25 protein-coding genes and 1 riboswitch are annotated in these 25,758 nt (G+C 70.7%); of the genes, 16 read left to right on the forward strand and 9 right to left on the reverse strand.

The window, feature by feature from the left end:
- Positions 1 to 200: 200 nt before the first annotated feature.
- On the forward strand, positions 201 to 1,748 hold the full coding sequence (locus tag AB9M23_RS01665) for a Do family serine endopeptidase (protein ID WP_372421961.1): 1,548 nt from the start codon (positions 201 to 203) through the stop codon (positions 1,746 to 1,748).
- An 80-nt stretch (positions 1,749 to 1,828) separates the two neighbouring features.
- On the opposite strand, the gene AB9M23_RS01670 is transcribed toward AB9M23_RS01665, so the two are convergent.
- The 6 genes from AB9M23_RS01670 to AB9M23_RS01695 form a co-directional block, all read right to left on the reverse strand.
- Positions 1,829 to 2,839, reverse strand: a complete 1,011-nt coding sequence (locus tag AB9M23_RS01670) for a ParA family protein (protein WP_372421963.1) — start codon at positions 2,837 to 2,839, stop codon at positions 1,829 to 1,831.
- A 56-nt stretch (positions 2,840 to 2,895) separates the two neighbouring features.
- Positions 2,896 to 3,156, reverse strand: a complete 261-nt coding sequence (locus AB9M23_RS01675; RefSeq protein ID WP_372421965.1) for a hypothetical protein — start codon at positions 3,154 to 3,156, stop codon at positions 2,896 to 2,898.
- A gap of 87 nt (positions 3,157 to 3,243) precedes the next feature.
- Positions 3,244 to 3,693, reverse strand: coding sequence for a hypothetical protein (locus AB9M23_RS01680; RefSeq protein ID WP_372421967.1), 450 nt, complete (start codon positions 3,691 to 3,693; stop codon positions 3,244 to 3,246).
- A gap of 63 nt (positions 3,694 to 3,756) precedes the next feature.
- Entirely contained in the window at positions 3,757 to 5,025 is a 1,269-nt protein-coding gene (gene lysA / locus AB9M23_RS01685) for a diaminopimelate decarboxylase (protein ID WP_372421969.1), read from the reverse strand.
- A 10-nt stretch (positions 5,026 to 5,035) separates the two neighbouring features.
- Complete coding sequence (gene lptM / locus AB9M23_RS01690) at positions 5,036 to 5,278, reverse strand: LPS translocon maturation chaperone LptM (protein WP_372421971.1); 243 nt, start codon at positions 5,276 to 5,278, stop codon at positions 5,036 to 5,038.
- Positions 5,279 to 5,479: 201 nt separating this feature from the next.
- Positions 5,480 to 7,258 carry a glucan ABC transporter ATP-binding protein/ permease gene (locus AB9M23_RS01695; RefSeq protein ID WP_372421973.1) on the reverse strand — a complete coding sequence of 593 codons (1,779 nt, stop codon included), beginning with the start codon at positions 7,256 to 7,258 and terminating at the stop codon, positions 5,480 to 5,482.
- Between the two features lie 172 nt (positions 7,259 to 7,430).
- Here AB9M23_RS01695 and AB9M23_RS01700 point away from each other — a divergent pair, with 172 nt between their 5' ends.
- Together AB9M23_RS01700 and AB9M23_RS01705 are read left to right on the forward strand one after the other, a co-directional pair.
- A complete protein-coding gene (locus tag AB9M23_RS01700) occupies positions 7,431 to 8,198 on the forward strand; it encodes a motility protein A (RefSeq protein WP_029030440.1) in 768 nt (255 codons plus the stop codon).
- Between the two features lie 33 nt (positions 8,199 to 8,231).
- The gene (locus tag AB9M23_RS01705) at positions 8,232 to 9,059 is read left to right on the forward strand and encodes an OmpA/MotB family protein (RefSeq protein WP_372421975.1); all 828 of its coding nucleotides are present in this window, start codon (positions 8,232 to 8,234) and stop codon (positions 9,057 to 9,059) included.
- A gap of 72 nt (positions 9,060 to 9,131) precedes the next feature.
- Here the strand turns inward: AB9M23_RS01705 and AB9M23_RS01710 are convergent, their stop codons facing one another.
- From AB9M23_RS01710 to AB9M23_RS01720, 3 genes are all read right to left on the reverse strand, one after another.
- On the reverse strand, positions 9,132 to 11,984 hold the full coding sequence (locus AB9M23_RS01710; RefSeq protein WP_372422607.1) for an EAL domain-containing protein: 2,853 nt from the start codon (positions 11,982 to 11,984) through the stop codon (positions 9,132 to 9,134).
- A 241-nt stretch (positions 11,985 to 12,225) separates the two neighbouring features.
- Positions 12,226 to 12,804 (reverse strand): hypothetical protein, encoded by a 579-nt coding sequence (locus AB9M23_RS01715; RefSeq protein WP_372421977.1) that lies wholly within the window; start codon positions 12,802 to 12,804, stop codon positions 12,226 to 12,228.
- 99 nt (positions 12,805 to 12,903) lie between these two features.
- Positions 12,904 to 13,518 carry an invasion associated locus B family protein gene (locus AB9M23_RS01720; protein WP_372421979.1) on the reverse strand — a complete coding sequence of 205 codons (615 nt, stop codon included), beginning with the start codon at positions 13,516 to 13,518 and terminating at the stop codon, positions 12,904 to 12,906.
- A 399-nt stretch (positions 13,519 to 13,917) separates the two neighbouring features.
- Between AB9M23_RS01720 and coxB the strand changes: the two genes are divergently transcribed.
- The 13 genes from coxB to gcvPA all read left to right on the forward strand — a co-directional run bounded on the left by coxB (position 13,918) and on the right by gcvPA (position 25,528).
- Entirely contained in the window at positions 13,918 to 14,814 is an 897-nt protein-coding gene (coxB, locus tag AB9M23_RS01725; protein WP_372421981.1) for a cytochrome c oxidase subunit II, read from the forward strand.
- Between the two features lie 133 nt (positions 14,815 to 14,947).
- Complete coding sequence (ctaD, locus tag AB9M23_RS01730) at positions 14,948 to 16,564, forward strand: cytochrome c oxidase subunit I (protein ID WP_372421983.1); 1,617 nt, start codon at positions 14,948 to 14,950, stop codon at positions 16,562 to 16,564.
- A 178-nt stretch (positions 16,565 to 16,742) separates the two neighbouring features.
- A complete protein-coding gene (locus AB9M23_RS01735; protein WP_372421984.1) occupies positions 16,743 to 17,717 on the forward strand; it encodes a heme o synthase in 975 nt (324 codons plus the stop codon).
- Entirely contained in the window at positions 17,717 to 17,905 is a 189-nt protein-coding gene (locus tag AB9M23_RS01740) for a cytochrome c oxidase system small membrane protein (RefSeq protein ID WP_372421986.1), read from the forward strand. The genes AB9M23_RS01735 and AB9M23_RS01740 overlap by 1 nt, the downstream gene beginning before the upstream one ends.
- 33 nt (positions 17,906 to 17,938) lie before the next feature.
- Positions 17,939 to 18,586: a cytochrome c oxidase assembly protein gene (locus AB9M23_RS01745; RefSeq protein WP_372421988.1), complete on the forward strand. Its 648-nt coding sequence runs from the start codon at positions 17,939 to 17,941 to the stop codon at positions 18,584 to 18,586.
- Between the two features lie 65 nt (positions 18,587 to 18,651).
- Entirely contained in the window at positions 18,652 to 19,494 is an 843-nt protein-coding gene (locus AB9M23_RS01750) for a cytochrome c oxidase subunit 3 (protein ID WP_372421990.1), read from the forward strand.
- Positions 19,495 to 19,572: 78 nt separating this feature from the next.
- On the forward strand, positions 19,573 to 19,950 hold the full coding sequence (locus AB9M23_RS01755) for a DUF983 domain-containing protein (protein WP_372421991.1): 378 nt from the start codon (positions 19,573 to 19,575) through the stop codon (positions 19,948 to 19,950).
- 14 nt (positions 19,951 to 19,964) lie between these two features.
- The gene (locus AB9M23_RS01760; protein ID WP_372421993.1) at positions 19,965 to 20,732 is read left to right on the forward strand and encodes an SURF1 family protein; all 768 of its coding nucleotides are present in this window, start codon (positions 19,965 to 19,967) and stop codon (positions 20,730 to 20,732) included.
- A gap of 92 nt (positions 20,733 to 20,824) precedes the next feature.
- A complete protein-coding gene (locus AB9M23_RS01765; protein ID WP_372421995.1) occupies positions 20,825 to 21,421 on the forward strand; it encodes an exonuclease domain-containing protein in 597 nt (198 codons plus the stop codon).
- Positions 21,422 to 21,822: 401 nt separating this feature from the next.
- Positions 21,823 to 21,913: riboswitch (glycine riboswitch) on the forward strand.
- Between the two features lie 183 nt (positions 21,914 to 22,096).
- On the forward strand, positions 22,097 to 23,245 hold the full coding sequence (gcvT, locus tag AB9M23_RS01770; RefSeq protein WP_372421997.1) for a glycine cleavage system aminomethyltransferase GcvT: 1,149 nt from the start codon (positions 22,097 to 22,099) through the stop codon (positions 23,243 to 23,245).
- Between the two features lie 31 nt (positions 23,246 to 23,276).
- On the forward strand, positions 23,277 to 23,651 hold the full coding sequence (gene gcvH, locus AB9M23_RS01775; RefSeq protein ID WP_372421999.1) for a glycine cleavage system protein GcvH: 375 nt from the start codon (positions 23,277 to 23,279) through the stop codon (positions 23,649 to 23,651).
- A gap of 26 nt (positions 23,652 to 23,677) precedes the next feature.
- On the forward strand, positions 23,678 to 24,169 hold the full coding sequence (locus AB9M23_RS01780; protein ID WP_372422001.1) for an OsmC family protein: 492 nt from the start codon (positions 23,678 to 23,680) through the stop codon (positions 24,167 to 24,169).
- A 15-nt stretch (positions 24,170 to 24,184) separates the two neighbouring features.
- Positions 24,185 to 25,528 (forward strand): aminomethyl-transferring glycine dehydrogenase subunit GcvPA, encoded by a 1,344-nt coding sequence (gcvPA, locus tag AB9M23_RS01785; protein ID WP_372422003.1) that lies wholly within the window; start codon positions 24,185 to 24,187, stop codon positions 25,526 to 25,528.
- Positions 25,529 to 25,758 lie beyond the last annotated feature (230 nt).

Here is a 25,758-nt window from a genome sequence, read left to right on the forward strand (position 1 = left end):
CGCGGGAGAGCCGCGGCGCGGGAGACGGGAGCACGAGCTCGGCCGTTTCCGCTTTGCGTTACAGAGACTTAATGTTCGGGAAAGGGGCGCGACATCGCCGCGCGTCTAGAACCTCCGGCGACGCCCGACGTTCGCGTCGAGGCCAAGGCGGGGGCTCGCGCCCTCGTCGCATCGCTTCACAGCGCAGAGACAGAGGTTCCATGACCACGAACTCCCCCGAGCGCATCGGTCACCGCCGGCTCGCCTCGACGCGCGCCGGGCTCCTCGCCGCGGTCGGCATCGGCGCGCTGGGCGCCGCCGGGCTCGGCGCCGGCCCGTTCCAGGCGACGCTCCCCGCCATGGCGCAGACGCAGGCCGAGAGCCCCTCCGGCGCGCTGACCCTCGAGACGCCGGACGCGCGCGTCCCCTCCTTCGCCGACGTCGTCGAGCGGGTACGCCCCGCGGTCGTGTCCGTACGCACCCGCCTCGGCGAGAAGCCGGCGATGACCACCGGCCGCGGCGTGCCCGGCCTGCCGCCCGGCATGGACATCCCGGAGGATCATCCGCTCCACGAGTTCTTCGAGCGCTTCCGCGGCGGCGGCGAGGGCCTCGCCCCGCGCGGGCCCGCCCCGCGCCGCGGGGCGCAGGGCTCCGGCTTCTTCATTTCGGGCGACGGCTACCTGGTGACGAACAACCACGTCGTCGAGGGCGCCGAGACCGTCGAGGTCCTGATGGACGACGGGACGACGCTCGACGCGGAGATCGTCGGCCTCGACCCGAAGACCGACCTCGCCCTCCTCAAGGTCGAGCAGCGCGACGATCCGTTCGCCTTCGTCGAGTTCGCGCCCGACGCGCCGCGCGTCGGCGACTGGGTGGTGGCGATCGGCAACCCGTTCGGGCTCGGCGGCACGGTCACCGCGGGCATCGTCTCGGCGCGCGGGCGCGACATCGGCGCGGGTCCCTACGACGACTTTCTGCAGATCGACGCGCCGGTGAACCAGGGCAACTCGGGCGGCCCGGCCTTCGACCAGTCCGGACAGGTGATCGGCGTCAACACGGCGATCTCCTCGCCGACGGGCGGCAACGTGGGCATCGCCTTCGCGATCCCCTCCGAGACCGTCCAGCGCATCGTCGCGCAGCTGCGCGAGACGGGCGAGGTCGAGCGCGGCTTCCTCGGCGTGCAGATCCAGCCGGTGAACGCGGACATCGCCGCCGGCGTCGGCCTCGACGCGGCGCAGGGCGCCATCGTCGGCCAGGTGACGCCCGACGGCCCGGCGGCCGAGGCCGGCTTCGAGATCGGCGACATCGTGCTGGAGGTGGAAGGCGGCGCCATCGAGGACGCTCGCGACCTGTCGCGCACGATCGCCTTCATGGACCCGGGCGAGACGATCGAGGTGGTGATCTTCCGCGACGGCGAGCGGCGGACGCTCGAGGTCACGATCGGCCGGATGCCGGCAGAGGCGATCGTCACCGCCGGCCGCGAGCCGCAGGCACGGACGTTCGACGAGCTCGGCCTCCAGCTCGCACCGGTCGAGGGCGACATGTCCGGCGTCGCCGTGGTCGAGGTCGATCCGGACGGGCCGGCCTTCGACAAGGGCATCGCCGAGGGCGACGTCATCGCCGAGGTCGGCGGGGAGCCGGTGGCGAACCCGCAGGAGGTCGAGGAGGCCCTCGCCCGGGCGGGCGAGACCGGCCGTGCGGCGGTGCTCGTGCGCGTCGAGCGCGACGGCGCCTCCCGCTTCATCGCCTTCCGCCTGCCGATCGGCTGATTGGCCGCTCGCTCGCAGGAGAATGGATCGCGTGAAACGACGGCCGGCGTGTCCGAAGGGACGCACCGGCCTTGCAGGCTCTATAGACGTCCAACCAACGACGCAAAAGCTGTCTTATACCGAGCGAGAGAATCTTTGGGAACTTGGGTATCTTTCTCGTGAATGTTGTATTTTCCGAGCTTTATCTTATGCAACGGCAAGCCGAGATGCGAGGTTACAACGCTTACACTGTGCGCATCAGGGATATCAAGAAATAGAGTGTCGGCCTGGGCGGAGAAAATTGTGCTATTCTGCGCCATAAGATCTTTGGCACGGCGAATGATCTCGTCGTACATAGCAGAAAAAGCCTTTGACGGCTTTTGCTCATACTGCGTACTACGATTTAGCGGAATTACATGGACGGTCGGAACAGCAAGTCCATTGTTTTTCGCGCGTTGGGAGAAACTAACCGTGGCATACGCCTGGGGCACATTAATTCCATAGATCAGTTGCCCAATGTTCGATATCGCCCGAGCTGAAGAACCATCGGCAGAGCACGGCACAATAAGGCGCTCGGCTGCGATGATCGCGAGCTCTGTGTATGCAGAGAAACTGGGATTACAGTCGATGAAAAACACAGCGTTGGGATGCGCACGCCCGATAGCAAGGAGAAGATCCTTCAGCCACTGATGAACATTCGCCCAAGACGAGCTAGGCAGTGTCTGCCCTGCGATCTGGTTTATCGCCTCCGCCTGGATCTCCAATGAAGGATCTCCAGCAACCAGGAAGATATTGTCGTCAAGGTTATCGTTAAAGCTCGCAGCCTTGAGAAGGAAATTTGTCTCATTTCCTGTAATTTTGTGGGGGCTTGAAATCCTCTCGTCGAAATATCCGCCGACCGTCTGCCTCGGAGTTTTGCCGAGAAGAGCCTCAAGTTCAGTCGCCCCCTTTCCATTTCCTCCGAGCACAACTTCGCTCACGTTGGCCTGAGGGCACATATCGACGATGACCACTTTTCGTTCCGGATGCTGCCTGGCATACTCGCAAGCCGTGATGAAGGTCACGAACGATTTGCCGACCCCACCCTTGTTGTTCCAAACTGCGTACCTCACGGCAGACCTCCAATCGCAATCGCTGGGAAGTCAGCTACACCTCCTAGGCCGATGATTCAAATCACTTCGTCCATTGGAACCGTGAGTTCGGCTGCCGGTCGCAAACGCGGAGAGGTGCGCGCCCGGGTGCGGCACGTCGCTGAGCGCCGGTCCCCGGCATCTCTCAATCTCAAGGCGCAGACGAGCGGCGATGCGGCGCGCACGATTCGCCGCACCACATCGCCACGATGGAGGGCACGCGCGACGATGAGCACCACGTTGCCTGCGAGCAGAGCGACGAGCAGCGTCAGCATTCCCGTCCCGACGATATCCGCCATTGATCCGACCTTACGCCTGCTATGCGAGAATTATAGTATGATACCCGACGGTTCAGTCAAGCTCCGCAACGCTGGTCGACCGACACCTCACGACACCAGCAGCGCCACCACCGCCACCACCCCCACGAGGACGATCAGAGCCACGAACCCGGCCACGACCCGGCCGCCGCCGGTGCGGGCGATGTCCGTCTGCGCCGGGGCGTCGACCTCGGGTGCGTTGCGGGCCTGCTCCTCGCGGGCGAGGCGCAGGCGCCCGGGCGAGGCCGGGCTGCCGCCGGCCTCGTCGTCCGTTCCGAGCATGGACATGCCGGGGTCGAACACGGCGTTCTTGTCGCCGGTGCGGCCGGAATCGACGTCGGCCTTCAGCATCGCGGCGTTGGTGCGGGCGTCGTCGACGGGCGCGTGATCCCCGGTCATCCGCTCGGAGGAGGCGTGGGGCACCATGTCGGGCGTCGGCGGCTTCTCGGTCGCGTCCGCGGCGGTGGCTCGCCGCCCCGTCGCGGGCTCGTCGTGAGGGAACGGCTCGTTCGTGGCCATGATGGCGCCTCGTCTCGGTTCCGATCGGTGTCGAGACGCAAACGCCGGTGCCGCGCGAGGCGTTCAGCCGAGCCAGTCCGGCACGCGGTCGCGGCCGATCAGGTCCTCGTAGGTCTCGCGCGGGCGCACCACCGCGTGGCGCGCACCGTCGACGAGCACCTCGGGCACGAGGAGCCGGGAATTGTAGGTCGAGGACTGCACCGCCCCGTAGGCGCCCGCCGTCATGATCGCGACGAGATCCCCCGCGTCGACCTCCGGCAGCGCCCGGCCCTGCGCGAGGTAATCCCCCGTCTCGCAGACGGGTCCCACCACGTCGACCACCCGCAGCGGCGCGTCCGGCGCCGGCCGGCGCACGGGCTTGACGTCGTGGTGGGCCTCGTAGAGCGTCGGGCGGATGAGGTCGTTCATCGCCGCGTCGACGATCACGAAGGTCTTGCCCTCGCCCTCCTTCACGTAGACGACCCGCGTCACCAGGATACCGGCGTTGCCGGCGATCATGCGGCCGATCTCGAACAGCAGCGTGAGCCCGAGGCCGCGCGTGTGGCGCTTGATCGTCTGCGCGAAGACGGAGGGCGCCGGCGGCGGCGCCTCGTCCTCTCGATACGGCACGCCGAGCCCGCCGCCGAGGTCGATGTGCCGGAGCGGGTGGCCTTCCGCCATCAGGTCGCGCGCGAGCTCGGCCACCAGCGCGGTGGCGTTGTCGAAGGGCGCGAGGTCGGTGATCTGGCTGCCGATGTGCATGTCGACGCCGGTGATCACGATCCCCGGCAGCGCGGCGGCGCGGGCGTAGACCTCCCGAGCGCGGGAGATCGGAATGCCGAACTTGTTGTCGAACTTGCCCGTCGAGATCTTGGCGTGGGTCCTGGCGTCGACGTCCGGGTTGACGCGGATCGAGATCGGCGCCTCGATGCTCATCTCGGTCGCCACCGAGGAGAGCGCCTCGAGCTCGGGCTCGCTCTCGACGTTGAAGCACAGGATGCCCGCCGCGAGCGCCGCCGCCATCTCCGTGCGGGTCTTGCCGACGCCGGAGAAGACGATGCGGTTGCCGGGCACGCCGGCGGCGAGCGCGCGGCGCAGCTCGCCCTCCGACACGATGTCCATGCCCGCGCCGCGCTTCGCCAGCGTGCGCAGCACCGCCTGGTTCGAGTTGGCCTTCATCGCGTAGCAGACGAGCGCGTCCAGGTCGGCGAAGGCGGCGGCGAAGACGTCGTAGTGGCGCTCGAGCGTCGCCGTGGAATAGCAGTAGAAGGGCGTGCCCACCTGCGCCGCGATCGCCTCCAGCGAGACGTCCTCCGCGTGCATGACGCCGTCGCGATAGGCGAAGTGGTGCATGGCTTGCTCTTCAGAGCAGGAAGTCGAGGAAGAACGGCCGATCCGGCTGCTCGACCGGAACGGTCTCGGGCTGGCGCGGGCCGCCGACGGGGATCCCGGTCAGCGGATCGGCGGGCACGCGCGCCTCCTCGGCGAGCGGCGCGGGACCCGCGCCGGGCGGCGGCTCCAGCGCGCCGCGACGCCCGCAGGCGGACAAGGCCAGCGCCGCCGCGACCACCAGGATGACACCAACGCTCGCCCGACCCGCACGCATCGCACCCCTCCGCTCGTCGCGCCGAGCTAAAGCACAGATCGCTCGGGCTGGCGAGAGGGCTGCGCGATCCGCTCCACGTCGACGTGCCGCAGTCGACCGACGTCCGGAAAGAACGCTTCCCGCGCCCGAAGAGCGAGTCCGATGAGGGATCGATCGTGAAATCGGTCCAGCCCAGCATCGCGCGCCTCGCCCAGCCCGCCCCTACTGCGCGGCATCCACCTCCAGCCTCTGCAGCAGGTGCTGCGACGCGGCGAGCCGCGCGAAGCGGCCGCCCTTCGCCACGAGCGCGTCGTAGCCGCCGTCCTCGACGATGCGGCCCTCGTGCAGGACGAGGACGCGGTCGGCGTCGCGCACGGTTGCGAGACGGTGGGCGATGACGAAGACGGTGCGTCCGCGCATCGCCTCGGCGAGCGCCTCCTTCAGCCGCGCCTCGGTGACGGCGTCGAGCGCGCTTGTCGCCTCGTCGAGGACGAGGATCGGCGGGTCCTTGAGGAGCGCGCGGGCGACCGCGATGCGCTGGCGCTCCCCGCCCGAGAGCGAGCGGCCGCGCTCGCCGATCTCGGTGTCGAGGCCCCGCGGCAGCCGGGCGAGGAAGCCGCCGGCCTGGGCGCGCTCGAGCGCCGCGACGAGCTCGTCGTCGCGGGCGTCCGGCCTGCCGACGAGGAGGTTCTCGCGCAGCGACCGGGCGAACAGCATCGGCTCCTGGAAGACGACGCCGATGTTGCGCCGCAGGCCGTCGAGCGCCCAGTCCCGCGCGTCGACGCCGTCGAGGAGGACGCGCCCGGCGTCCGGGTCGAAGGCGCGGTGGAGGAGCGCGAGCGCCGTCGACTTGCCGGAGCCGGTCTCGCCGACGAGCGCGACCGTCTCGCCCGGCGCGACCGAGAAGGAGAGGTCGCGCACCGCCGGGCGCTCGCCGTCGTAGGAATAGGAGACGCCCTCGAAGGCGACGGCGCCGGCGAGGCGGCCGGGATCGCGGGCGCGAGGGCGCTCGGCCACGGCGGGGACCGTGTCGCGCACGGCGAAGAGCTCGGCGATCCTGGGGGCGTTGAGCAGGAGTCCGTTGACGAAGAACACGAGCTGCTCGAGTCGCCCGATCAGCATCGTGGCGAGGGCCACGAAGGAGACGATCTCGCCGATCGTCGCGAGCCCCTCCCGGAAGAGCGCGACCCCGAGCAGCAGGATCGCGAGCACGGTGAGCGTCCCCGCGCAGCGCGTCGCGACCGACGCGAGCGCCCACCAGGAGAGGACGGGCGCTTGGGCGGCCAGGAGATCGGCCATCACGGCGCGCATCCGCCGTACCTCGGCGTCGAGCCGGGTGAAGGACTGCACGACCGCGACGTTGCCGAGCGCGTCCGACGCGTTGCCTGCGAGCGCCGTGTGGTGCCCCTCGACCGTGCGCTGCATCCGCTCCGTGCGGCGCAGTACGACGTGCGTGAGGACCCCGCTCGCGACCACGAGGACGACGAGGAGGAGGCCCAATCGCCAGTTCAGGAACAGCGTCAGCGGCAGGAGCACGGCCACTGCGACGAGCGCCGCCGCCTGGTCGCGCAGGAACGACAGCCACAGCGCGAAGAGGGCACCGGCTCCCTCGATCATCACCTTGAGCGCCCGCCCCGTGTGCGTGCTCGCGTGGAAGGCGAGCGGCAGCGCGAGCGCGTGCTCGAAGACGTCCGCCATGGCGGCGAGGCGGCGGCGATGGGCGAGGCGGTCGGCGTGGAGCGCGACGAGGACGCCGGCGCCGATGGTGAACAGCCCGAACCCGACCCAGGCGGCCAGCAGCGGGCCGAGCCCCGTGAGCGCCGCCGCGGGCTCGGCCGCCGCCTGCGCGCGCGCCAGCCGATCGACGATCATCCCGAACAGCACCGGCTCGGCGAACGCGGCGGCCGCCAGCGCCACGTTGGCGAGGGCGAGCGCGACGGCCAGCCGCCGCTCGGGTGCGAGGAGCGCGATGGTGCGCAGGAGGACGCGGGACAGCGGCATCGCGGGCGTCGGGGTTCCGTGTGCGGCGGGCGGTGCCGCGGCGACGAAGCTAGGGCGCACGCGGCGTTCCGTCACCCTGCCCGGCGCTAAACCATTTCTTCAGCACGTGGGCCTTAGCGTCGCTGCGATGCGGAACCCGGGGAAGACGCAGCCCCGCGCCGGAGCACGAAACATGGATTTCGCCACCGCGCTCGGCCTCGTCGCCGGCGTCGCGACCGTCGTCGGGATGATCCTCGTGGGCGGCGGCAGCCTCGCCTCCTACTACGACACGGTTGCGCTCGTGTGCGTCATCGGCGGGTCGTTCGCGTCGACGATGGTGCGCTTCACCTTCCCGACCATGATGAGCGGGCTCCCCATGGGCATCCGCTACGGCCTGAGCATGCTCAAGGAGACGCCCCGCAGCCTCCTCGACGAGATCACCCAGGTCGCCGACGTCGTGCGCAAGTCCGGCCCGATGGGCCTCGAGAACGTGCAGGTGGCCAACCCGACGCTGGCGCAGGGCCTGCGCTACATCGCCGACGGCTACGACCGCGACTTCATCAAGGACGCGCTGGAGAAGGACCGCGACAATTTCGTGCAGCGCCTCGACGACGGCTCGAAGGTCTGGCGCGGCATCGGCGACTGCGCGCCCGCCTGGGGCATGATCTCGACCGTGGTCGGCATGATCATGATGTTCGCCAACATGGAGGACCCCTCCAAGCTCGGGCCCGCCATGGCGGTGTCGCTGCTCGGCACGCTCTACGGCTCGCTCGTGGCGAACCTGATCGCGCTGCCGATCGCCGACAAGCTGACGCTGCGGCTGACGAACGAGGATCTCCTGCGGTCGATGATCATCGACGGCGTGCTGCAGGTCCGCGACCAGCGCTCGCCCACGATCGTGCGCGAGATGCTCACGGCCTACCTGCCCGAGCACCATCGCGCCGACCTCGCCGAGGCCTGAGCCCGGCGCCGGGGGCCCATCCAGGAGACGACGATGCCGCGCAGGAAGCAGCCTCCGCCCGCCGGCGCGCCCATGTGGTTCGTCACCTTCGCCGACCTGATGGCGCTCCTGATGAGCTTCTTCGTGATTCTGGTCGCGTACTCGACGCAGGACCAGCGCAAGATGCAGATCGTCGCGGGTTCGGTACGCGAAGCCTTCGGCGTGAACCCGGAATCGCGCTTCTCGGGCATCATCGAGCAGGACGGCCTGCCGACCCTCACCGCGCTCCAGAACGTGCGCCAGGTGAAGCCGGAGGAGGCCTCCGACCACACGGTGCCCAACGAGCTCGACAACCAGGAGCGGGGGCTGTTCTCGGTGACCTTCGACCGGGGCTTCGGCACGGCCGCGGCCTCGCTGCGCCAGGCGCTCCAGGACATGCCCGAGATCGCGGAGCTGTCGCGCAATCTCGTCATCCAGGAAACCGAGGAGGGGCTCGACGTCTCCCTCGTCGACCAGGACGGGCGATCGATGTTCCCGGAGGGCTCGGTCTACCCCTACGAGCGCACGCGCCTCGTGCTCGAGGCGATCACGCCGGTGATTCGGCGCCTGCCGAACCGCCTCGCGATCCGCGGCCACACGGCGGCGCTGCGGCCCGGCGAGACCGCGCAGGTCGACGGCTGGAGCCTCACGGCCGGACGCGCGCTCGCGGTGCGCGAGATCATCGCGGGCGCCGGCATGCCGGAGGAGCGCTTCGCCACGGTCGCCGGCAAGTCGGATACGGAGCCGGCCTTCCCCGACAACCCCTACATCGCCCCCAACCGCCGGGTGACCGTCACGCTGCTGGCCGAGGACCCGCCGATCCCGCCGAGCTTCCGCCCCTGAGCGTCCGGCCTCTTCGGGGCGGGCTAGCGCGGCCTCGACACCGATCCGTCTTCCCCGATCGGAAGGAGCGGCTCACGCCGCCTCGGGCGTGGCGCCGATGAAGCGGCGGGCCTGGATCGGGGTCATCGGCACGCCGAAGACGGGTCCCTGCGCGTAGTCGCAACCGAGGTCGGCGAGCGCCGTCGCCTCCTCCTCCGTCTCCGCGCCCTCGGCGACGACGTCCATGCCGAGCTCTCCGGCGAGCCGCACGATCGCGCGCAGGATCGAGGGACGGCCGCTGCGGGCGAGGTCGCGCACGAAGGAGCGGTCGATGCGGATCGTGTCGAAGGGGAAGCGCTGGAGATAGGCGAGCGAGGAGTAGCCCGTGCCGAATTCGTCGAGCGAGAGCCCCGCGCCGAGGTCGCGCAGGCGCGCGAGCATCTGGGCGGCGTATTCCGGGTTCTCCATCACCAGGCTCTCGGCCAGCTCGAGCTTGAGCGAGCCCGGCAGCACGCCGGTGCGGGCGAGCACCGTCTTCACCTCGCCGAGGAAGTCCTGCCGCAGCAGCTGGCGCGAGGGCAGGCGCACGCTGGCGAAGATCGGCGGGTCGACGTCGAGCGCCGCCTGCCAGGACGCGAGTTCCTGTGCGGCGCGCTCCAGCACGAACCCCGCGAGGCTCGCGATCGTGCCCGTCTCCTCGGCGATCGTCACGAAGGTCGCCGGGGACAGGCGCCCGAGCCGCGGGTGGTCCCAGCGCAGCTGCGCCTCGAAGCCCGCCACGGTGCGGTCCTCGAGCCGAACCACGGCGTGGAACTCGACCTTCATCTCGCCGCGCTCCAGCGCCCGGCGCAGGTCGGCGGCGAGCGCCAGCCGGTCGTCGCGCCCGGTCTGCATCGTGGGCTTGAAGATCTCGATGCGGTTGCCGCCCTGGCGCTTGGCGTGGGCGATGGCGATCTCCGCCTTGCGGATCACGTCCTCGCGGCGGGTGTCGGCGGTCTGGTCGTGCAGCGCGACGCCGATGGACGCCGTGAGGAACATCTCCCGCTCGGCGTGGGTCACGGGCGTGGAGAGCGCCCGGCGCATCATCTCGGCGAAGGCCATGACGCGCTCGGGATCGCGCTCGGAGAGCAGAATGACGGCGAAGGCGTCCCCCGCCATGCGGGCGAGCGTGTCCTGCGGGCGCAGCAGGCGTCCGAGGCGGCGCGCGAGGGTGAGCAGGATCGCGTCCCCGCCGGCGAGGCCGGCGGCCTCGTTGACCGCCTTGAAGCGGTCGAGGTCGACCATCAGCACGGCGGGCCGCAGCGTCGGGTCCTGCGCGGCGAAGGCGAGGGCGGCGTCGAGGCGGTCCTCGAAGAGCTGGCGGTTGGGCAGGCCGGTGAGGTTGTCGTGCACCGCGTCGACGAGGAGGCGCTCCTCGGAGGTCTTGTTCTCGGTGACGTCGGAGAGCGTGCCGACGATGCGGATCGCCTCGCCGTCCGTCCCCACCACGGGGCGGGCCTTGAGCCGGAACCAGTGATACGTGCCCTGCGCCGCCCGCAGCCGGAAGTCCTGGGCGATGCGCCCGCGCCGCTGCTCGATCAGCGCGTCGAGTGCGGCGCCGGAGCGGTCGCGGTCGAAGGGGTGGATCGCGTCGAGGAAGTCCCGCGCCGGGCCGGAGAGGGCGCCGCGGGAGAGGCCCAGCAGCGTCTCGACCTCGGGGGAGACGTAGACGCGGTCCGACACCACGTCCCAGTCGAACACGACGTCGCCCGAGCCGGAGAGCGCGAGCGCGCGCCGCTCCGCCTCGCTCGCCGAGCCGTGGGCGAGGGCGCCGCCGGAGAAGGCGTGCTGCATCACCGTGAAGCCGATCAGCATGACGATGAGCACGAGCCCGCCGATCAGCGCCGGCGCCACGAGGTCGCTCTCGAGCCGCCCGAGCACGGTGAAGCCCGCCGCCGTCACCCAGACGACGAGCAGCAGCCAGGTCGGGATCAGCATCACCGCCCGGTCGTATCCGTGGGTGGCGAGGTGCAGGACGAGGATGAAGCCGATGCCCGCCACCGCCGCGAGCGAGATCCGCGCCACGCCCGCCGCCACCGGCGGGTCGACCACGGCGAGCGCGACGAGGCCGGCGAGGAACGCGAGCCACAGCAGCGTGACGTGGCCGTAGCGCACGTGCCAGCGGTTGAGGTTGAGGTAGGCGAAGAGGAAGACGAGCAGCGTCGCCGCGAGGATCGCTTCCGCCGCGGCGCGGTAGATCCGCTCGGCGTCCTCGGCGAGCGGGAAGACGCGCTGGAAGAAGCCGAAATCGATGCCCGCATAGGCGAGCACCGCCCAGGCGAGAGCGGCGGCGGCGGGGAAGATCAGCGCGCCCTTGACGACGAAGATCACGGTGAGGAACAGCGCCAGCAGGCCGGCGATGCCGATGATGATGCCCTTGTAGAGCGTCAGCCCGTTCTGCTTCTCGCGGTAGACCCCGCGTTCGAACAGCAGGAGCTTGGGCACGTCCGGCCCGCGCAGCTCCGCCACGAAGGTCACCGTCGTGCCGGGGTCGAGCGTCAGCAGGAAGAGGTCGGCCCCGGGCTCCTCCAGCCGGTCGGGGCGGATGCCCTGGCTCGCCGTGATGGCGGCGATGCGCGAGGCCCCCAGATCGGGCCAGATCACGCCGGAGCCCGGCAGCAGGAAGTGCGGCGCGACGAGGAGGCGGTCGATCTGCTCGTCGCCGTCGTTGGTGAGCGCGAAGACGATCCAGTCCGGCCGGGTTCCCGCCTCGCGGGCGCGCACGGCGATGCGGCGGACGATGCCGTCCGTGCCCGGCGCGGTGGAGATCTGGATGACGTCGCCGTCCGATCGGTAGCGCTCGATCGCGGACGTGAGGTCGATGGCGGTGACGTCCCGGTTCACCCGCACGGCGTCCACCGCGGAGGCGGGCGCGCTGGCGCCGAGGAGGGCCGCCAGGGCGGCCATCACGGCGAGGGCGAGGGCGAGGGCGGGACGGACGGCGCGCAACGCTCGATACTCTCCTGAGCCCGTGCCGGTGCCCCCTCGAGGGCGTGGGCTCGGACGTCGGCTCGGGGCTGGGCCGCCGGGGCGCGGCCACGGTTCCCCTGGTTGGTAGAGCGGGCGGGCGGGACACGCAAGCGCGCGACGCCCACGCCGCGTCCGGGGTGCGCCCGCTTTGCGGCCGGAATGGGGACGCGCGCGCCCCTCAGCCGCCGATGCCGACCTCGATGATGAAGTTGTCGCCGACCGAGAGCGGGATCTCGAGGCCTTCCTCGATCAGCGTGAAATCCGCGAGCGTCTGCCCGGCGGGAACCGTCACGGCGACGCGCCGCGCGACGTCCTCGTAGACCGTGGAGGGCGTGCGCACCCGGATGCGCACCGGTGCGGTGACGCTCCCCGGGCCACCGGCGGGGCCGATCAGGACGCGGCCCTGCACGCCGAGCCTGATGCGGTTCCGCCCCTCGGGCGTCGAGACGCATTCGCGGGCGAGGTCGACCACCGCGATCTGGTAGCGCAGGTCCTGGTTGGAGCCGGAGCGCCCGCTGCGATAGACGCGCTGCGCGGCCGAGCCCTGGATCACCTCCGGGCGCGGGCAGGGCGTCGGGTCCGAGCCGACGAAGTCCTGGAAGCTCGTCGCGACCGGCGCCTCCGCCGAGACCGGCTCCGCGCCGCCGCCGAAGATCCCCGCGAACGGGCCGCCTCCGCCGGAGACGGAGCTGCAGCCCGCGAGGGCCAGGAGCGCGGCGAGCCCCACGCTGGTTGCGATACCACGATGCCAGGACACGGCGACTGCTCCCCCACGCGTAGCGTTACTCGATCGCGCCCAAGGTCTAGCGGGGCCGATGCGGCCTGTCGACTCGGCGCGGCGCGCCCGCGAATCGCGTCATTGCGGGACGGTCCAGGCACCGCCGCCCGGCAGCGTCGCGAAACCCTCCCCGAAGCCGTCGAGCGAGACGGGGATGCCGATCCCCTCCTCGGGCGTCTGGAAAATGATGAAGGTGGCCTGCGTGCCGCCCGAGAGGAGCTCGACGAGCGCCTCGTCCATGATCACCTCGGCGACGCAGCCCGTCGGCAGGCAGCGCACGAAGCCGGCCGAGCCGACGTCGACGTCGTCGACGCGCAGCCCGAGCCCCGCAGGCAGCAGCACGCCGAGCGGCGCGACGACGCGCAGGAGCTTCTGGTCGGTGTCGGCCGTGGACAGCACGATGACGAGCAGCGTCACGTTCGGCCGGTCCTCGGCTGCGACGTTCTGCACGATGGCGCACTGCTCGGCCTGGGCCCCCGGCGGCGTCTCGCAGCGCTGCTGCCAGTCGCCGTAGGTGGCGCGGACCGTGCCCTGCGCCGACGCCTGCGGCGCGAGCGCGACGAGCCCCAGCAGGACGGCGACGAGGCCTGCGACAAGGAGGCGCAGGCGGGCGCTGGCGCACCGGCGCGCGACCGGTCGAGCCGGACGGCCGAGGAACGAGGCGCTCGGGACGGCGACGGCGCTGCCTGCCATGGACGGGTCCTTGATCTCGTTGCCGGCGCGGCGGCGCGCACGGCTTGACGACACCTGCGGAAAACCGAATGTGTTCCCGCAGCCTCGCTCCTTCCCGAACATCGCCGCGACGCTTTGTCAAGGAAGCGGGTACGGGCCGTCCCGGATGGGGCCGCGCGCCGCGCGGCGCGACGACGCGTCGGCATGGGCAGGGGCGCGCACGCGCCCATCTACCCGAGCGTCGGAGGCGAAAACGCGGCGAAAGTCGTGTCCGGCTGCGACGACGGAGGCGTTGCGTCCGTCACCCTATTGTGATTTTGACGTGGATCAAATCCACCGCGCATGCCAGCCGGTCCGTCGATTCCCCCGCGAGACGGGTGCGAGGCGCGCGGGAGGGCACGAGGAGCTTCGAGGTAGACGATGCGGATTGGTCAGTTCAGGTGCTTCACGGCGGCTCGCCGGACGCTCGCCGCGGCGCTCGCGGGCGTGGCAGTCTCGGGCACGGCGGGTCTCGCGGCGTCGACCGCGGCGCTCGCGCAGGTCGGCCAGCCGGCCGACTGGCAGATCGCGATGCAGACGCCGGTGACGGCGACGGCGCAGAGCATGTACGGCTTCCACACGGCTCTCGTGTGGGTGATCACCGCCATCACGCTCTTCGTGGGCGCGCTGCTGCTCGTCGTCATCGTGCGCTACAACGAGCGCAAGAACCCGACGCCGTCCAAGACCTCCCACAACACCATGATCGAGGTCGCCTGGACGGTGATCCCGATCCTGATCCTGGTCGGCATCGCCATCCCCTCCTTCCGCATCCTGCGCGAGCAGCTCGTCATCCCCGAGCCGGACGTGATCGTGAAGGCGACCGGCCATTCGTGGTACTGGTCCTACGAGTACCCGACCGATCAGGGCGGCTTCATCTTCGATTCGCTGATGCTGGAGGACGACGAGGCGGCCGCCGCAGGCCTGCCGCGCCTGCTCGCGGTGGACAACGAGGTCGTCGTTCCGGTGAACCGCGTGGTGAAGCTCCAGGTCACCTCGGCGGACGTGCTCCACGCCTTCGCCCTGCCGTCCTTCGGGCTGAAGATCGACGCCGTTCCGGGCCGCCTCAACGAGACCTGGTTCCAGGCGGAGCGCGAGGGCGTCTACTACGGCCAGTGCTCGGAGCTGTGCGGCGCGCGCCACGCCTTCATGCCGATCGCGATCCGCGTCGTCTCGGAGGCCGAGTACGCCTCCTGGCTGGCGGAGGCGCAGACGCGCTTCGCGTCGACCGAGTACGGCGCGACCCGCGTCGCCGCCACGATCGAGGAGCCGGCGCGCTGAGCGCGCCGATCCGGCGGCCGTCCGGCGCGAGCGCGCCGGCCCGATGAGTTCTCGGCGGCGCGCTTCCTTCGGCGCCGCCGGCGAGGTCAACATCCGAGACCGGCCCGACCGGGGCCGAGAGGGTTAGGACGACATGGCTACCGCGACCCACGCCGCGCACGAGGGCGCGCACGACCATCCCACCGGATGGCGGCGCTGGATCTACTCGACGAACCACAAGGACATCGGCACGATGTACCTGATCTTCGCGTTCATCGCGGGTCTGGTCGGCGGTGCCCTGTCCATCGGGATTCGCCTGGAGCTCCAGGAGCCCGGGATGCAGTTCTTCACGAACCCGCAGACCTACAACGTGTTCGTGACCGGCCACGGCCTCATCATGGTGTTCTTCATGGTGATGCCGGCGCTGATCGGCGGCTTCGGCAACTGGTTCGTCCCGATCATGATCGGTGCGCCGGACATGGCGTTCCCGCGGATGAACAACATCTCCTTCTGGCTGACCGTCGCGGCCTTCTGCCTGCTCGTGCTCTCCCTCTTCGTCGAGGGCGCACCCGGCTCGCTCGGCTTCGGCGGCGGCTGGACGGTGTATCCGCCCCTGTCGACGATGGGCCATCCCGGCCCGGCGCTCGACTTCGCGATCCTGTCGCTGCACCTCGCCGGCGCGGCCTCGATCCTGGGCGCGATCAACTTCATCACCACGATCCTGAACATGCGCGCGCCGGGCATGACGCTGCACAAGATGCCGCTGTTCGCCTGGTCGATGCTGGTCACCGCCTTCCTGCTCCTGCTCGCGCTCCCGGTTCTCGCCGGCGCGATCACCATGCTGCTGACGGATCGCAACTTCGGCACGACGTTCTTCGACCCGGCCGGCGGCGGCGACCCGATCCTGTATCAGCACCTGTTCTGGTTCTTCGGCCACCCCGAAGTGTACATCATGATCCTGCCGGCCTTCGGGATCGTGTCGCACATCATCGCGACCTTCTCGAAGAAGCCGATCTTCGGCTATCTCGGCATGGCCTACGCCATGGTCGCCATCGGCGTCGTCGGCTTCGTCGTGTGGGCCCACCACATGTACACGGTCGGCCTCTCGCTGCAGACGCAGGCCTACTTCGTCTTCGCCACGATGGTGATCGCGGTGCCCACCGGCATCAAGATCTTCTCCTGGATCGCGACGATGTGGGGCGGCTCGATCCGCTTCACCGCGGCCATGCAGTGGGCGGTGGGCTTCATCTTCCTGTTCACCGTGGGCGGCGTCACCGGCGTCGTGCTGGCGAACGCCTCGATCGACCGCTACATGCACGACACGTACTATGTCGTCGCGCACTTCCACTACGTGCTCTCGCTGGGCGCCGTGTTCATCATTTTCGCGGGCGTGTACTACTGGTTCCCGAAGATGACCGGCTACGTCTACCCGGAGTGGATCGGCAAGCTGCACTTCTGGATCTCGTTCATCGGCGCGAACGTGCTCTTCTTCCCGATGCACTTCCTCGGCCTCGCGGGCATGCCGCGCCGCTACGCGGACTACCCGGACGCGTTCGCGGGCTGGAACTTCGTCTCCTCGATGGGGTCGTACATCTTCGGGCTCGGCCTGCTGGTGTTCCTGTACGGCATCGTCGTGGCCTTCCGGCGCAAGGAGGTCGCGGGTGCGAACCCCTGGGGCGAGGGCGCGACGACGCTCGAATGGACCCTTCCGTCGCCGGTGCCGTTCCATCAGTTCGAGGAACTGCCGAAGATCGCGGACACCCGCCACTGATCCTTCGTCCGGCCGGGCGGCCTCGCGCCGCCCGGCCCCTCTCCGGAGCGTCGCACGCGGCGCTGCGGGGAGGGGCCGGACCCGGGCTCCCTTCTCCGAGATCCGCGCGGCGACCCGCGCGGGTCGATCCCGTGACGCGGGGCCGACGCCCCGAAGAGCAGAGACGACGCCCGATCTCATGACCGTGATGACCGACCACGCGCCTCGGGCGCGGCCCGCGCCCACCGCCATCGGCGGCTCGACGGCCGAGGCCGGCGACTACCTGGCGCTGCTGAAGCCGCGGGTGATGTTCCTCGTCGTGTTCACGGCGCTCGTCGGCATGGTCGTCGTCGAGAGCACGGTGCACCCGATCGTCGCCTTCGCCGCGCTCGTCGCGATCGCGGTGGGGGCCGGCGCGTCCGGCGCGCTCAACATGTGGTGGGACGCCGACATCGACGCGGTGATGACGCGCACCCGCAAGCGCCCGATCCCGGACGGGCGCGTCGCGCCCGGCGAGGCGCTCGCCTTCGGGCTGACGCTCTCGATCGGCTCGGTGCTCACGCTCGGCCTCGTGGCGAACTGGCTCGCCGCCGGCTTCCTGGCCTTCACGATCTTCTTCTACGCCGTCGTCTACTCGATGTGGCTCAAGCGCGCGACGCCGCAGAACATCGTCATCGGCGGCGCCGCCGGCGCCTTCCCGCCCATGGTGGCGGACGCCGCGGTCACCGGCTCGCTCGGCATCGAGACGGCGGTGCTGTTCGCGATCATCTTCCTGTGGACGCCGCCGCACTTCTGGGCGCTCGCCCTCGTCAAGTCGGGCGACTACGCCCGCGCGGGCGTGCCGATGCTGCCCAACGTCGCCGGTCCCGACGAGACCCGCCGACAGATCTGGCTCTACACGCTCGTCTTCGTGCCCGTGACGCTCCTGCCGATCCCGCTCGGCTTCGGCGGTCTCGCCTACGCGGTGATCGGCGGTGCGACCGCGCTCGCCATGCTCGGCCTGACCTGGCGCGTCTACCGCATCCGCGAGGGCGAGGAGGCGGCCAGGGCGGCGCAGCGCCTGTTCGGCTTCACCATCCTGCACCTGTTCATCCTGTTCGCGGTGCTGCTCGCCGAGCACGGCCTCGGGCTCTACCGCGCCGTGCCCGCCCTCGTGATCCCGGGGATGGCGTGATGGCGCGGGCGGGCGAGAACCACGACGCGCACGAGGCGACGCCGGAGGAGCGCGAGGCGGAGGCGTTCCGCAAGCGCCGTCGCGGGCGCTCGATCGCGCTCGCGATCGTGCTCGCCGCGCTGGTGGCGCTGTTCTATGCGGTGACCATCGTCAAGATGGGTCCCGGCGTGCTCGATCGGCCGCTGTGAGCCGGCGTCCCTGAGCCTGGAGGAGGCGACCCGATGACCGACACGACGCAGACCACGACCGCCGATCAGGGCCGCGCCGTGCGCCGAACTGTGGTGACCTGCGTGAGCGTCGCCGCCGGGATGATCGGCCTCGCCTACGCCTCCGTGCCGCTCTACGACCTGTTCTGCCGCATCACCGGCTTCGGCGGGACGCCGATCGTCGGCACGGCGGAGGCGGGCACCGTGCTCGACGAGACGGTGAACGTGCGCTTCGACGCCAACGTCTCGCGGGATCTCGGCTGGCGCTTCGCGGCGGAGGCGCCGCAGATCGAGGTGCGCATCGGCGAGACGCAGACGGTGTTCTACCGGGTCTCGAACCCGTCCGACGAGGCGCGCGCCGGGGTTGCGACCTTCAACGTCACGCCGGCGATCGCGGGGCAGTACTTCGTCAAGCTGCAGTGCTTCTGCTTCACCGAGAACACGCTCGCCGCCGGCGAGACGATGGATTCGGCGGTGATGTTCTACATCGATCCGGCGATCGTCGAGGACCCCGCGGCGCGGGAGATCTCCACGATCACCTTGTCCTACACCTATTTTCCGTCCAAGAACGGCCTGCCGGAGGACGACCTGGCGGACCTGGACGGCGACACCCTCACCAACGCGACGGCGCCCACACCCCAGGCAGCGCCGTCCACCCTGTGAGCAACGACGCGGGACGTTCCCTCCCCGGGGGGACGCGAGAGAAGGCACCGGAGACCTAGAGAGCCATGGCCGACGCCCACGCCAAGAAGCACGACTATCATCTCGTCGACCCGAGCCCGTGGCCGTTCATCGGCTCGGTCAGCGCCTTCGTCCTCGCGGTCGGGTTCATCACCTTCATCCGCGGCATGCCGATCGCCGGCCTCCAGATCGGCGGGCTGATCTTCGGGCTGGGCCTGATCGGCGTCCTCTACACCATGGCCGGGTGGTGGATGGACGTGATCAAGGAGGCGCGCCAGGGCGACCACACCCGCGTGGTGCAGCTCCATCACCGCTACGGCATGATCATGTTCATCGCCTCCGAGGTGATGTTCTTCGTGGCCTGGTTCTGGGCCTATTTCGACGTGGCCCTCTTCCCCGACGCGGCGATCCAGTTCCAGCGCACCGAGATCACCGGCGGCGCCTGGCCCCCGGCGGGCATCGAGACCTTCGACCCGTGGCATCTGCCGCTGTTCGGCACGCTCGTGCTGCTGACGTCCGGCACGACGATCACCTGGGCGCACCACGCGCTGCTCGAGGACGATCGCCAGGGGCTCAAGTGGGGCCTGTGGCTGACCGTGGCGCTGGGCGTGTTCTTCACGATCCTGCAGATCTACGAGTACAGCCACGCGCACTTCTCGTTCTCGGGCCACATCTACGGTGCGACCTTCTTCATGGCGACGGGCTTCCACGGGGCGCACGTCATCATCGGGACGATCTTCCTCGCCGTGTGCCTGTGGCGCGTCTACCTGAACCACTTCACCACGAAGCAGCATCTCGGCTTCGAGTTCGCCGCCTGGTACTGGCACTTCGTCGACGTGGTCTGGCTGTTCCTGTTCGCAGCGATCTACGTCTACGGCTACGGCGGCTGACGCAGCCCGCGCGCATCCCCATATGAAGGGCGGCGGCTTCGCCGCCCTTCGTCGTTCACGGTAGAGGTTCTTTCGATCATGGCCCATCGCCCCGGATCCGAGCCGCCCCCGATTCCCGCAGGCGCCAAGGGCCGCTGCCCGCGCTGCGGGGAGGGGCGGATGTTCGACGGGTACCTCACGGTGCGCGCGCGCTGCGAGGCCTGCGATCTCGACTACGGCTTCGCCGACGCCGCGGACGGGCCCGCCGTGTTCGTGATGTTCATCGTCGGATTCCTGGTCGTGGGGCTCGCGCTGTGGGTGGAGTTCGCCTACACGCCGCCGGTGTGGGTTCACATCGCGCTGTGGTTCCCGCTCACCGCGATCCTCAGCCTCGCCATCATCCGACCGCTGAAGGGGGTGATGATCGCGCTGCAATACCACCACAGGGCCGAGGAAGGCCGTCTCGAGAGCGAGTGAGGGAGGTCGAGGCCATGGCGGCGCGCACCCTGAGCGAGAACGAGACCGCCCCGCCGCGCTGGCGGTCGCTGATCATGGCGGGAGTCGCGACGCTGGTCTCGCTCGCCATCCTGATCGCGCTCGGCAGTTGGCAGCTCCAGCGCCTCGCCTGGAAGGAGGGGCTCATCGCCCAGATCGAGGCGCGGGCGTGGGGCGCGCCGGGCGAGATCCTGCCCGAGGCGCAGTGGGACGGCTTCTCGCGCGACGCGCAGGAATACCGCCGCGTCCGCGTCACCGGCTCGTACCGCTTCGCGGACGAGGTCGCCGTGCACGGGCTCCTGCCGGGCGAGACCCGTGGCCAGCCGCTCCAGGGCTACTACCTGCTCACCCCGCTCGTGCTCGACACGGGGGCGATCGTCGTCGTCAACCGCGGCTTCGTGCCGACCCCGCTCCTGTCCGAGGCGGCGCGGCCCGAGGGCGCCGTGACGGTGGAGGGGCTGGTGCGGGGCAGCGAGGCGCGCACGGCCTTCGTGCCCGAGAACGATCCCGCCGCCGACGAATGGTTCACCCGCGACCTCGCCGCGATCGCGGATGCGCGCGGGCTCGAGCGCGTGGCGCCGTTCTACGTCGACGCCGTCCTCGACGCGGATGCGCCGGCCCCGTGGCCGCGCGGCGGCGCGACCGTGCTCGCGCCGTCCAACAACCACCTGCAATACGCCTTCACCTGGTTCGGCCTCGCCGCGGTGCTCGTCGCGGTGTTCGGCGTCTTCTCCTGGAAGTGGATGCGCGGCCGCGCGGCGTGAGCCGCCCTGCCGGCGCTTCGCGGCACTGGACCCGTGACCCTCGGGCGGGGTAGGCAGGACGGCGTCCGCCACGCGTGCAGGGGAGCCGATTCGTGGATTACTGCGTCCTCGACGTCGAGACGGCCAGCAGCGATTGCGGCTCGATCTGCCAGATCGGCATCGTCCGGGTGGCCGACGGCGCGATCGTCGAGGAGCACGTCACGCTCGTCGACCCGCGCTGCGGCTTCTCGCCCTTCAACATCCGCGTCCACGGCATCCGGCCGGAGGACGTCGCCGGCGCGCCGACCTTCAGGGGTCTCTACGCGGAGCTGCGCGAGCGGCTGACCGGGCGGCTCGTGGTCCAGCAGGGTGGCTTCGACAAGACCGCGCTGGCGCGGGCGGCGGCGGCCTGCGGGCGCGCCGAGATCAACGCGCGCTGGATCAACAACGTCTCGGTCGCGCGCCGCGCCTGGCCCGGGCTGCCCGGCTACGGGCTCGCCAAGATGGCCGCGCGGCTGGGCCTGAGCTTCCGCCACCACGACGCGCTCGAGGACGCGCGGGTGACGCAGGCGATCTTCGCGCGCGCGGTGGCGGAGACCGGCATCCCCCCGCACGAATGGCCCGCCCGCCTCGCGGCTCCGACCCCGCGCAAGGCGCCCGCGCGCAAGGCGACGCTGGCGCAGGGGGGCGCGGCGGCTCCGGCTGAGTGAGGCAGAAGCGGCTGCGCTGGCGAGATCGGAGCGGGAGGGGCGGGGTAGTCGGAGGAGGTCGGCGCGGGCAATCTCCTTCCCTGCAGGGGAAGGTGGCGCCGGCGGAGCCGGTGACGGATGGGGCGCGGCGCGAAGCGACGCGTTCCGCGAAGCGGAAGCCGCCGTGTCCGGCATCGAGCCGCCGTTTCGGCTTCGCCGAACGCGCGTCCCGCGCGCCCATCCGTCTCGTCGGCGTCGCCGCCGAGCCACCTTCTCCTACAGGGAAGGACAGGGGGGGGCGAGCTTGCTCCGGGATTTGGGTAGCCGCCCGTCCTGCCCACCGCACGACCACCCCTGCTCGGCTTTTGCTCACGCCCGCCGATTGACTTCCCGGGGGGCGAGGCTACAACGTCACCAGCCGCACGATCCCCGCGGGAGAGACCGGGCCCCGAGCCCGGCGCCGAAGGCGCAACCGCCCCGGAAACGCTCAGGCAGACGGACCGCGGGGAGCTGGCACTCTGGAAAGCGGCGGAGCCCGTTCGCTCCGCCCACCGAAGGGCGTAACCGTTCGTGGAGCCGGGATCACGCCCCGGGCCGCGGCGGGAAATCTCTCAGGTCGAGGACAGAGGGGGCGCGCAACGGAGGTTCGTCCGCGAGCCGTCGGCGCGTCCGTCCACCTTCGACCGAGAGGCACCCATGGCCGACACCGTCGCCGGATCCGCCGACACGCTGGCTCGGACGCCCCTTCACGCGCGGCACGTGGACGCGGGCGCGCGCATCGTGCCCTTCGCGGGCTGGGCGATGCCGGTGCAGTACCCGACCGGCATCCTCGCCGAGCACCTGTGGACGCGCTCCCGGGCCGGCCTGTTCGACGTCTCGCACATGGGCCAGGCGACCCTCGTCGGCCCCGATCACGAGACCACGGCGCGCGCGCTCGAGACGCTCGTGCCCGCCGCCATCCGCGAGCTCGCGCCCGGCCAGCAGCGCTACACCCAGCTCCTCACCGACGAGGGCGGCATCCTCGACGACCTCATGGTGTCCCGCCCGCTCGCGGATGCGGACCAGGGCAGGCTCCACCTCGTCGTCAACGCCGGCACCAAGGAGGGCGACTACGCCCACATGGTGGCGCGGCTGCCGGCGAACCTGCGCCTCGAGCGACACGACGACCGTGCGCTCCTCGCGCTCCAGGGGCCGGCGGCCGAGGCGGTGATGGCGGATGCGGGCGCGGCCGACGCCGTCGCGCTGACCTTCATGCGCACGGCGCGCATCCGGCTCCACGGCTTCGACGTCCACGTCTCCCGCTCGGGCTACACCGGCGAGGACGGCTGGGAGATCTCGGTCTCGGCCGCGGACGCGCCGGCCTTGTGGGACGCGCTCCTCGCGGACGAGCGGGTCGAGCCGATCGGGCTCGGCGCACGCGATTCGCTGCGCCTCGAGGCGGGGCTGTGCCTCTACGGTCACGACATCGACACGACGACGAGCCCCGTCGAGGCGGGGCTCACCTGGTCGATCCAGAAGCGCCGCCGCGAGGACGGTGGCTTCCCGGGCGCCGCGCGCATCCAGCGCGAGCTCGCCGGGGGGGCCGCGCGCACGCGCGTCGGCATCGCGCTCGAGGGCCGTGCGCCGGCCCGCGAGGGCGCGCCGATCACGACGCCGGACGGGGAGGGCGTCGGCGTCGTCACCTCGGGCGGCTTCGGGCCGAGCGTCGAGCGGCCGATCGTCATGGGCTACGTGACGCCGCAGGCGGCTGCGGTCGGCACCGCGCTGCACTGCGTCGTGCGCGGCAAGCCGCTTTCCGGCCTCGTCGTGCCGATGCCCTTCACGCCCGCCCGCTTCAAGCGCTGAGACCGACAGAGAGCCGCATCAGGAGGCCGTCATGACCGTACGCTACACCAAGGATCACGAATACATCCGCGTCGACGGCGATGTCGGCACGGTGGGCATCACCGACTACGCCCAGGGCCAGCTCGGCGACGTCGTCTACGTCGAGCTCCCCGAGGTCGGCAAGACGATCGCCAAGGGCGGCGAGGCCGCGGTGGTGGAGAGCGTCAAGGCGGCCTCCGAGGTCTACGCCCCGGTCTCTGGCGAGGTCGTCGCGGTCAACGGCGATCTGGAGGGGACGCCCGCCGCCATCAACGAGGATCCGCTCGGCGCGGGCTGGTTCGTCAAGCTCAAGCTCTCGGACCCCTCCGAGCTCGATACCCTGATGAGCGAGGCCGACTACGAGGCCTACGTGACCTCGATCGGCTGACGGAGGCGCGCGTGGCGCGAGGCGGCATGTCCGACGGCGAGCATCTCTACACGGCGACGATCCGCTGGGCGCGCGCGGGCGGCGACTTCCTCGGCGCGGCCTACGACCGCGGCCACACCTGGACGTTCGACGGCGGCATCACCGTGCCGGCCTCGTCCTCGCCTCTCGTCGTGCCGCTGCCCTGGTCGCGCGCGGACGCGGTCGACCCGGAGGAGGCCTTCGTCGCCGCCATCGCCAGCTGCCACATGCTCGTCTTCCTCTCGATCGCGGCGAAGAAGCGCTACCTGATCGAGACCTACGAGGACGTGGCGCGGGGCGTGATGACGCCGAACGAGCACGGCAGGCTCTGGGTCTCGCGCGTCGTGCTCGATCCTTCGATCGCATGGGCCGGCCAGCGCCGGCCCGACCCGGCGACCATCGCCGCCATGCATCACCTCACGCACCGCGAGTGCTTCATCGCGAACTCGGTCCGCACTGAGATCGTGGTCGCGGGCGTGGACGACACCCCTCCCCACTGACGAGACGGCCAGCCGATGCGCTACCTCCCGCTTTCCCCCGACGACCGCGCCGAGATGCTCGCCAAGGTCGGCGTCTCGCACGTCGACGACCTGTTCGTCGACGTGCCCGCGGACAAGCTCCTCACCGAGCCCGTCGACCTGCCGCGCCGCAAGGGCGAGCTCGAGGTCGAGCGCATCCTCGGCCGCATGGCGGCGCGGAACGTGCCCGCCTCGAGCGTGCCCTTCTTCGTGGGCGCCGGCGCCTACAAGCACCACGTCCCCGCCTCGGTGGATCACCTGATCCAGCGCTCCGAATTCCTGACGAGCTACACGCCCTACCAGCCCGAGATCGCGCAGGGCACGCTGCAGTACCTGTTCGAGTTCCAGACCCAGGTCGCGGCGCTCACGGGCATGGATGTGGCCAACGCCTCGATGTACGACGGCTCCACCGCCGCCGGCGAGGCGGTGCTGATGGCGCACCGCGTCACCAAGCGCAACAAGGCGATCCTCTCCGGCGGGCTGCATCCGCACTACGCCGAGGTGATCGAGACGCTCTCCGAGATGGCGAACGACCGCGTCGAGCGCCTCGCGCCGGACGCGACTGCGGCGGAGGACATCGTTTCGTTGATCGACAAGGACACCTCCTGCGTCGTCGTGCAGACGCCCGACGTGTTCGGCAATCTGCGTGACCTGCGCAAGATCGCCGACGCCGCGCATGCCGCGGGCGCACTCCTGATCGCGGTGTTCACCGAGGTGGTCTCGCTCGGCCTCGTGACGCCGCCCGGCGCCATGGGCGCGGACATCGTGGTGGGCGAGGGCCAGTCGATCGGCAACGCGCTGAACTTCGGCGGCCCGTATGTCGGCCTCTTCGCCGCGCGCCAGAAGTTCGTGCGCCAGATGCCCGGGCGCCTGTGCGGCGAGACGGTGGACGCGGAAGGCCGCCGCGGCTTCGTGCTGACGCTCTCGACCCGCGAGCAGCACATCCGCCGCGACAAGGCGACGTCGAACATCTGCACGAACTCGGGGCTCTGCTGCCTCGCCTTCACGATCCACATGACGCTGCTCGGCCAGACCGGCCTCCAGCGTCTGGCGCGGATCAACCACGCCAATGCGGTGAAGCTCGCGGACATGCTCGCCGGCGTGCCGGGGGTGGAGGTGGTGAACGAGGCCTTCTTCAACGAGATGACGCTGCGCCTCTCCAAGCCGGCGGTGCAGGTGGTCGAGCGCCTCGCCGCCGAGGGCGTTCTCGCCGGCGTGCCCTATTCGCGGCTCGCGCCCCAGGCGGGGCTCGACGACCTGCTGCTGGTGGCCTCGACGGAGGTCAACACGGACGAGGATCGTGCGGCGCTGGTGGACGGGCTGCGGGGGGCGCTGTCGTGATGCTGCGCCCCGCATGCCCGGCCAACCTCCTTCCCGGTAGGGGAAGGTGGCTCGGCGACGCCGAGACGGATGGGGCGCGGCGCATAGCGACGCGTTCCGCGAAGCGGAGATGCCCCGGCGCCCGAGAGTCAAACCCGTCGAATTCGGCTTCGCCGAACGCGCTCCGCGCGCCCCATCCGTCACCGTGCTGCGCGCGGCGCCACCTTCCCCTACAGGGAAGGAGAAGGGTC

Origin of the sequence: Salinarimonas chemoclinalis (assembly GCF_041514305.1) — a bacterium.
Lineage (GTDB): Bacteria > Pseudomonadota > Alphaproteobacteria > Rhizobiales > Beijerinckiaceae > Salinarimonas > Salinarimonas chemoclinalis.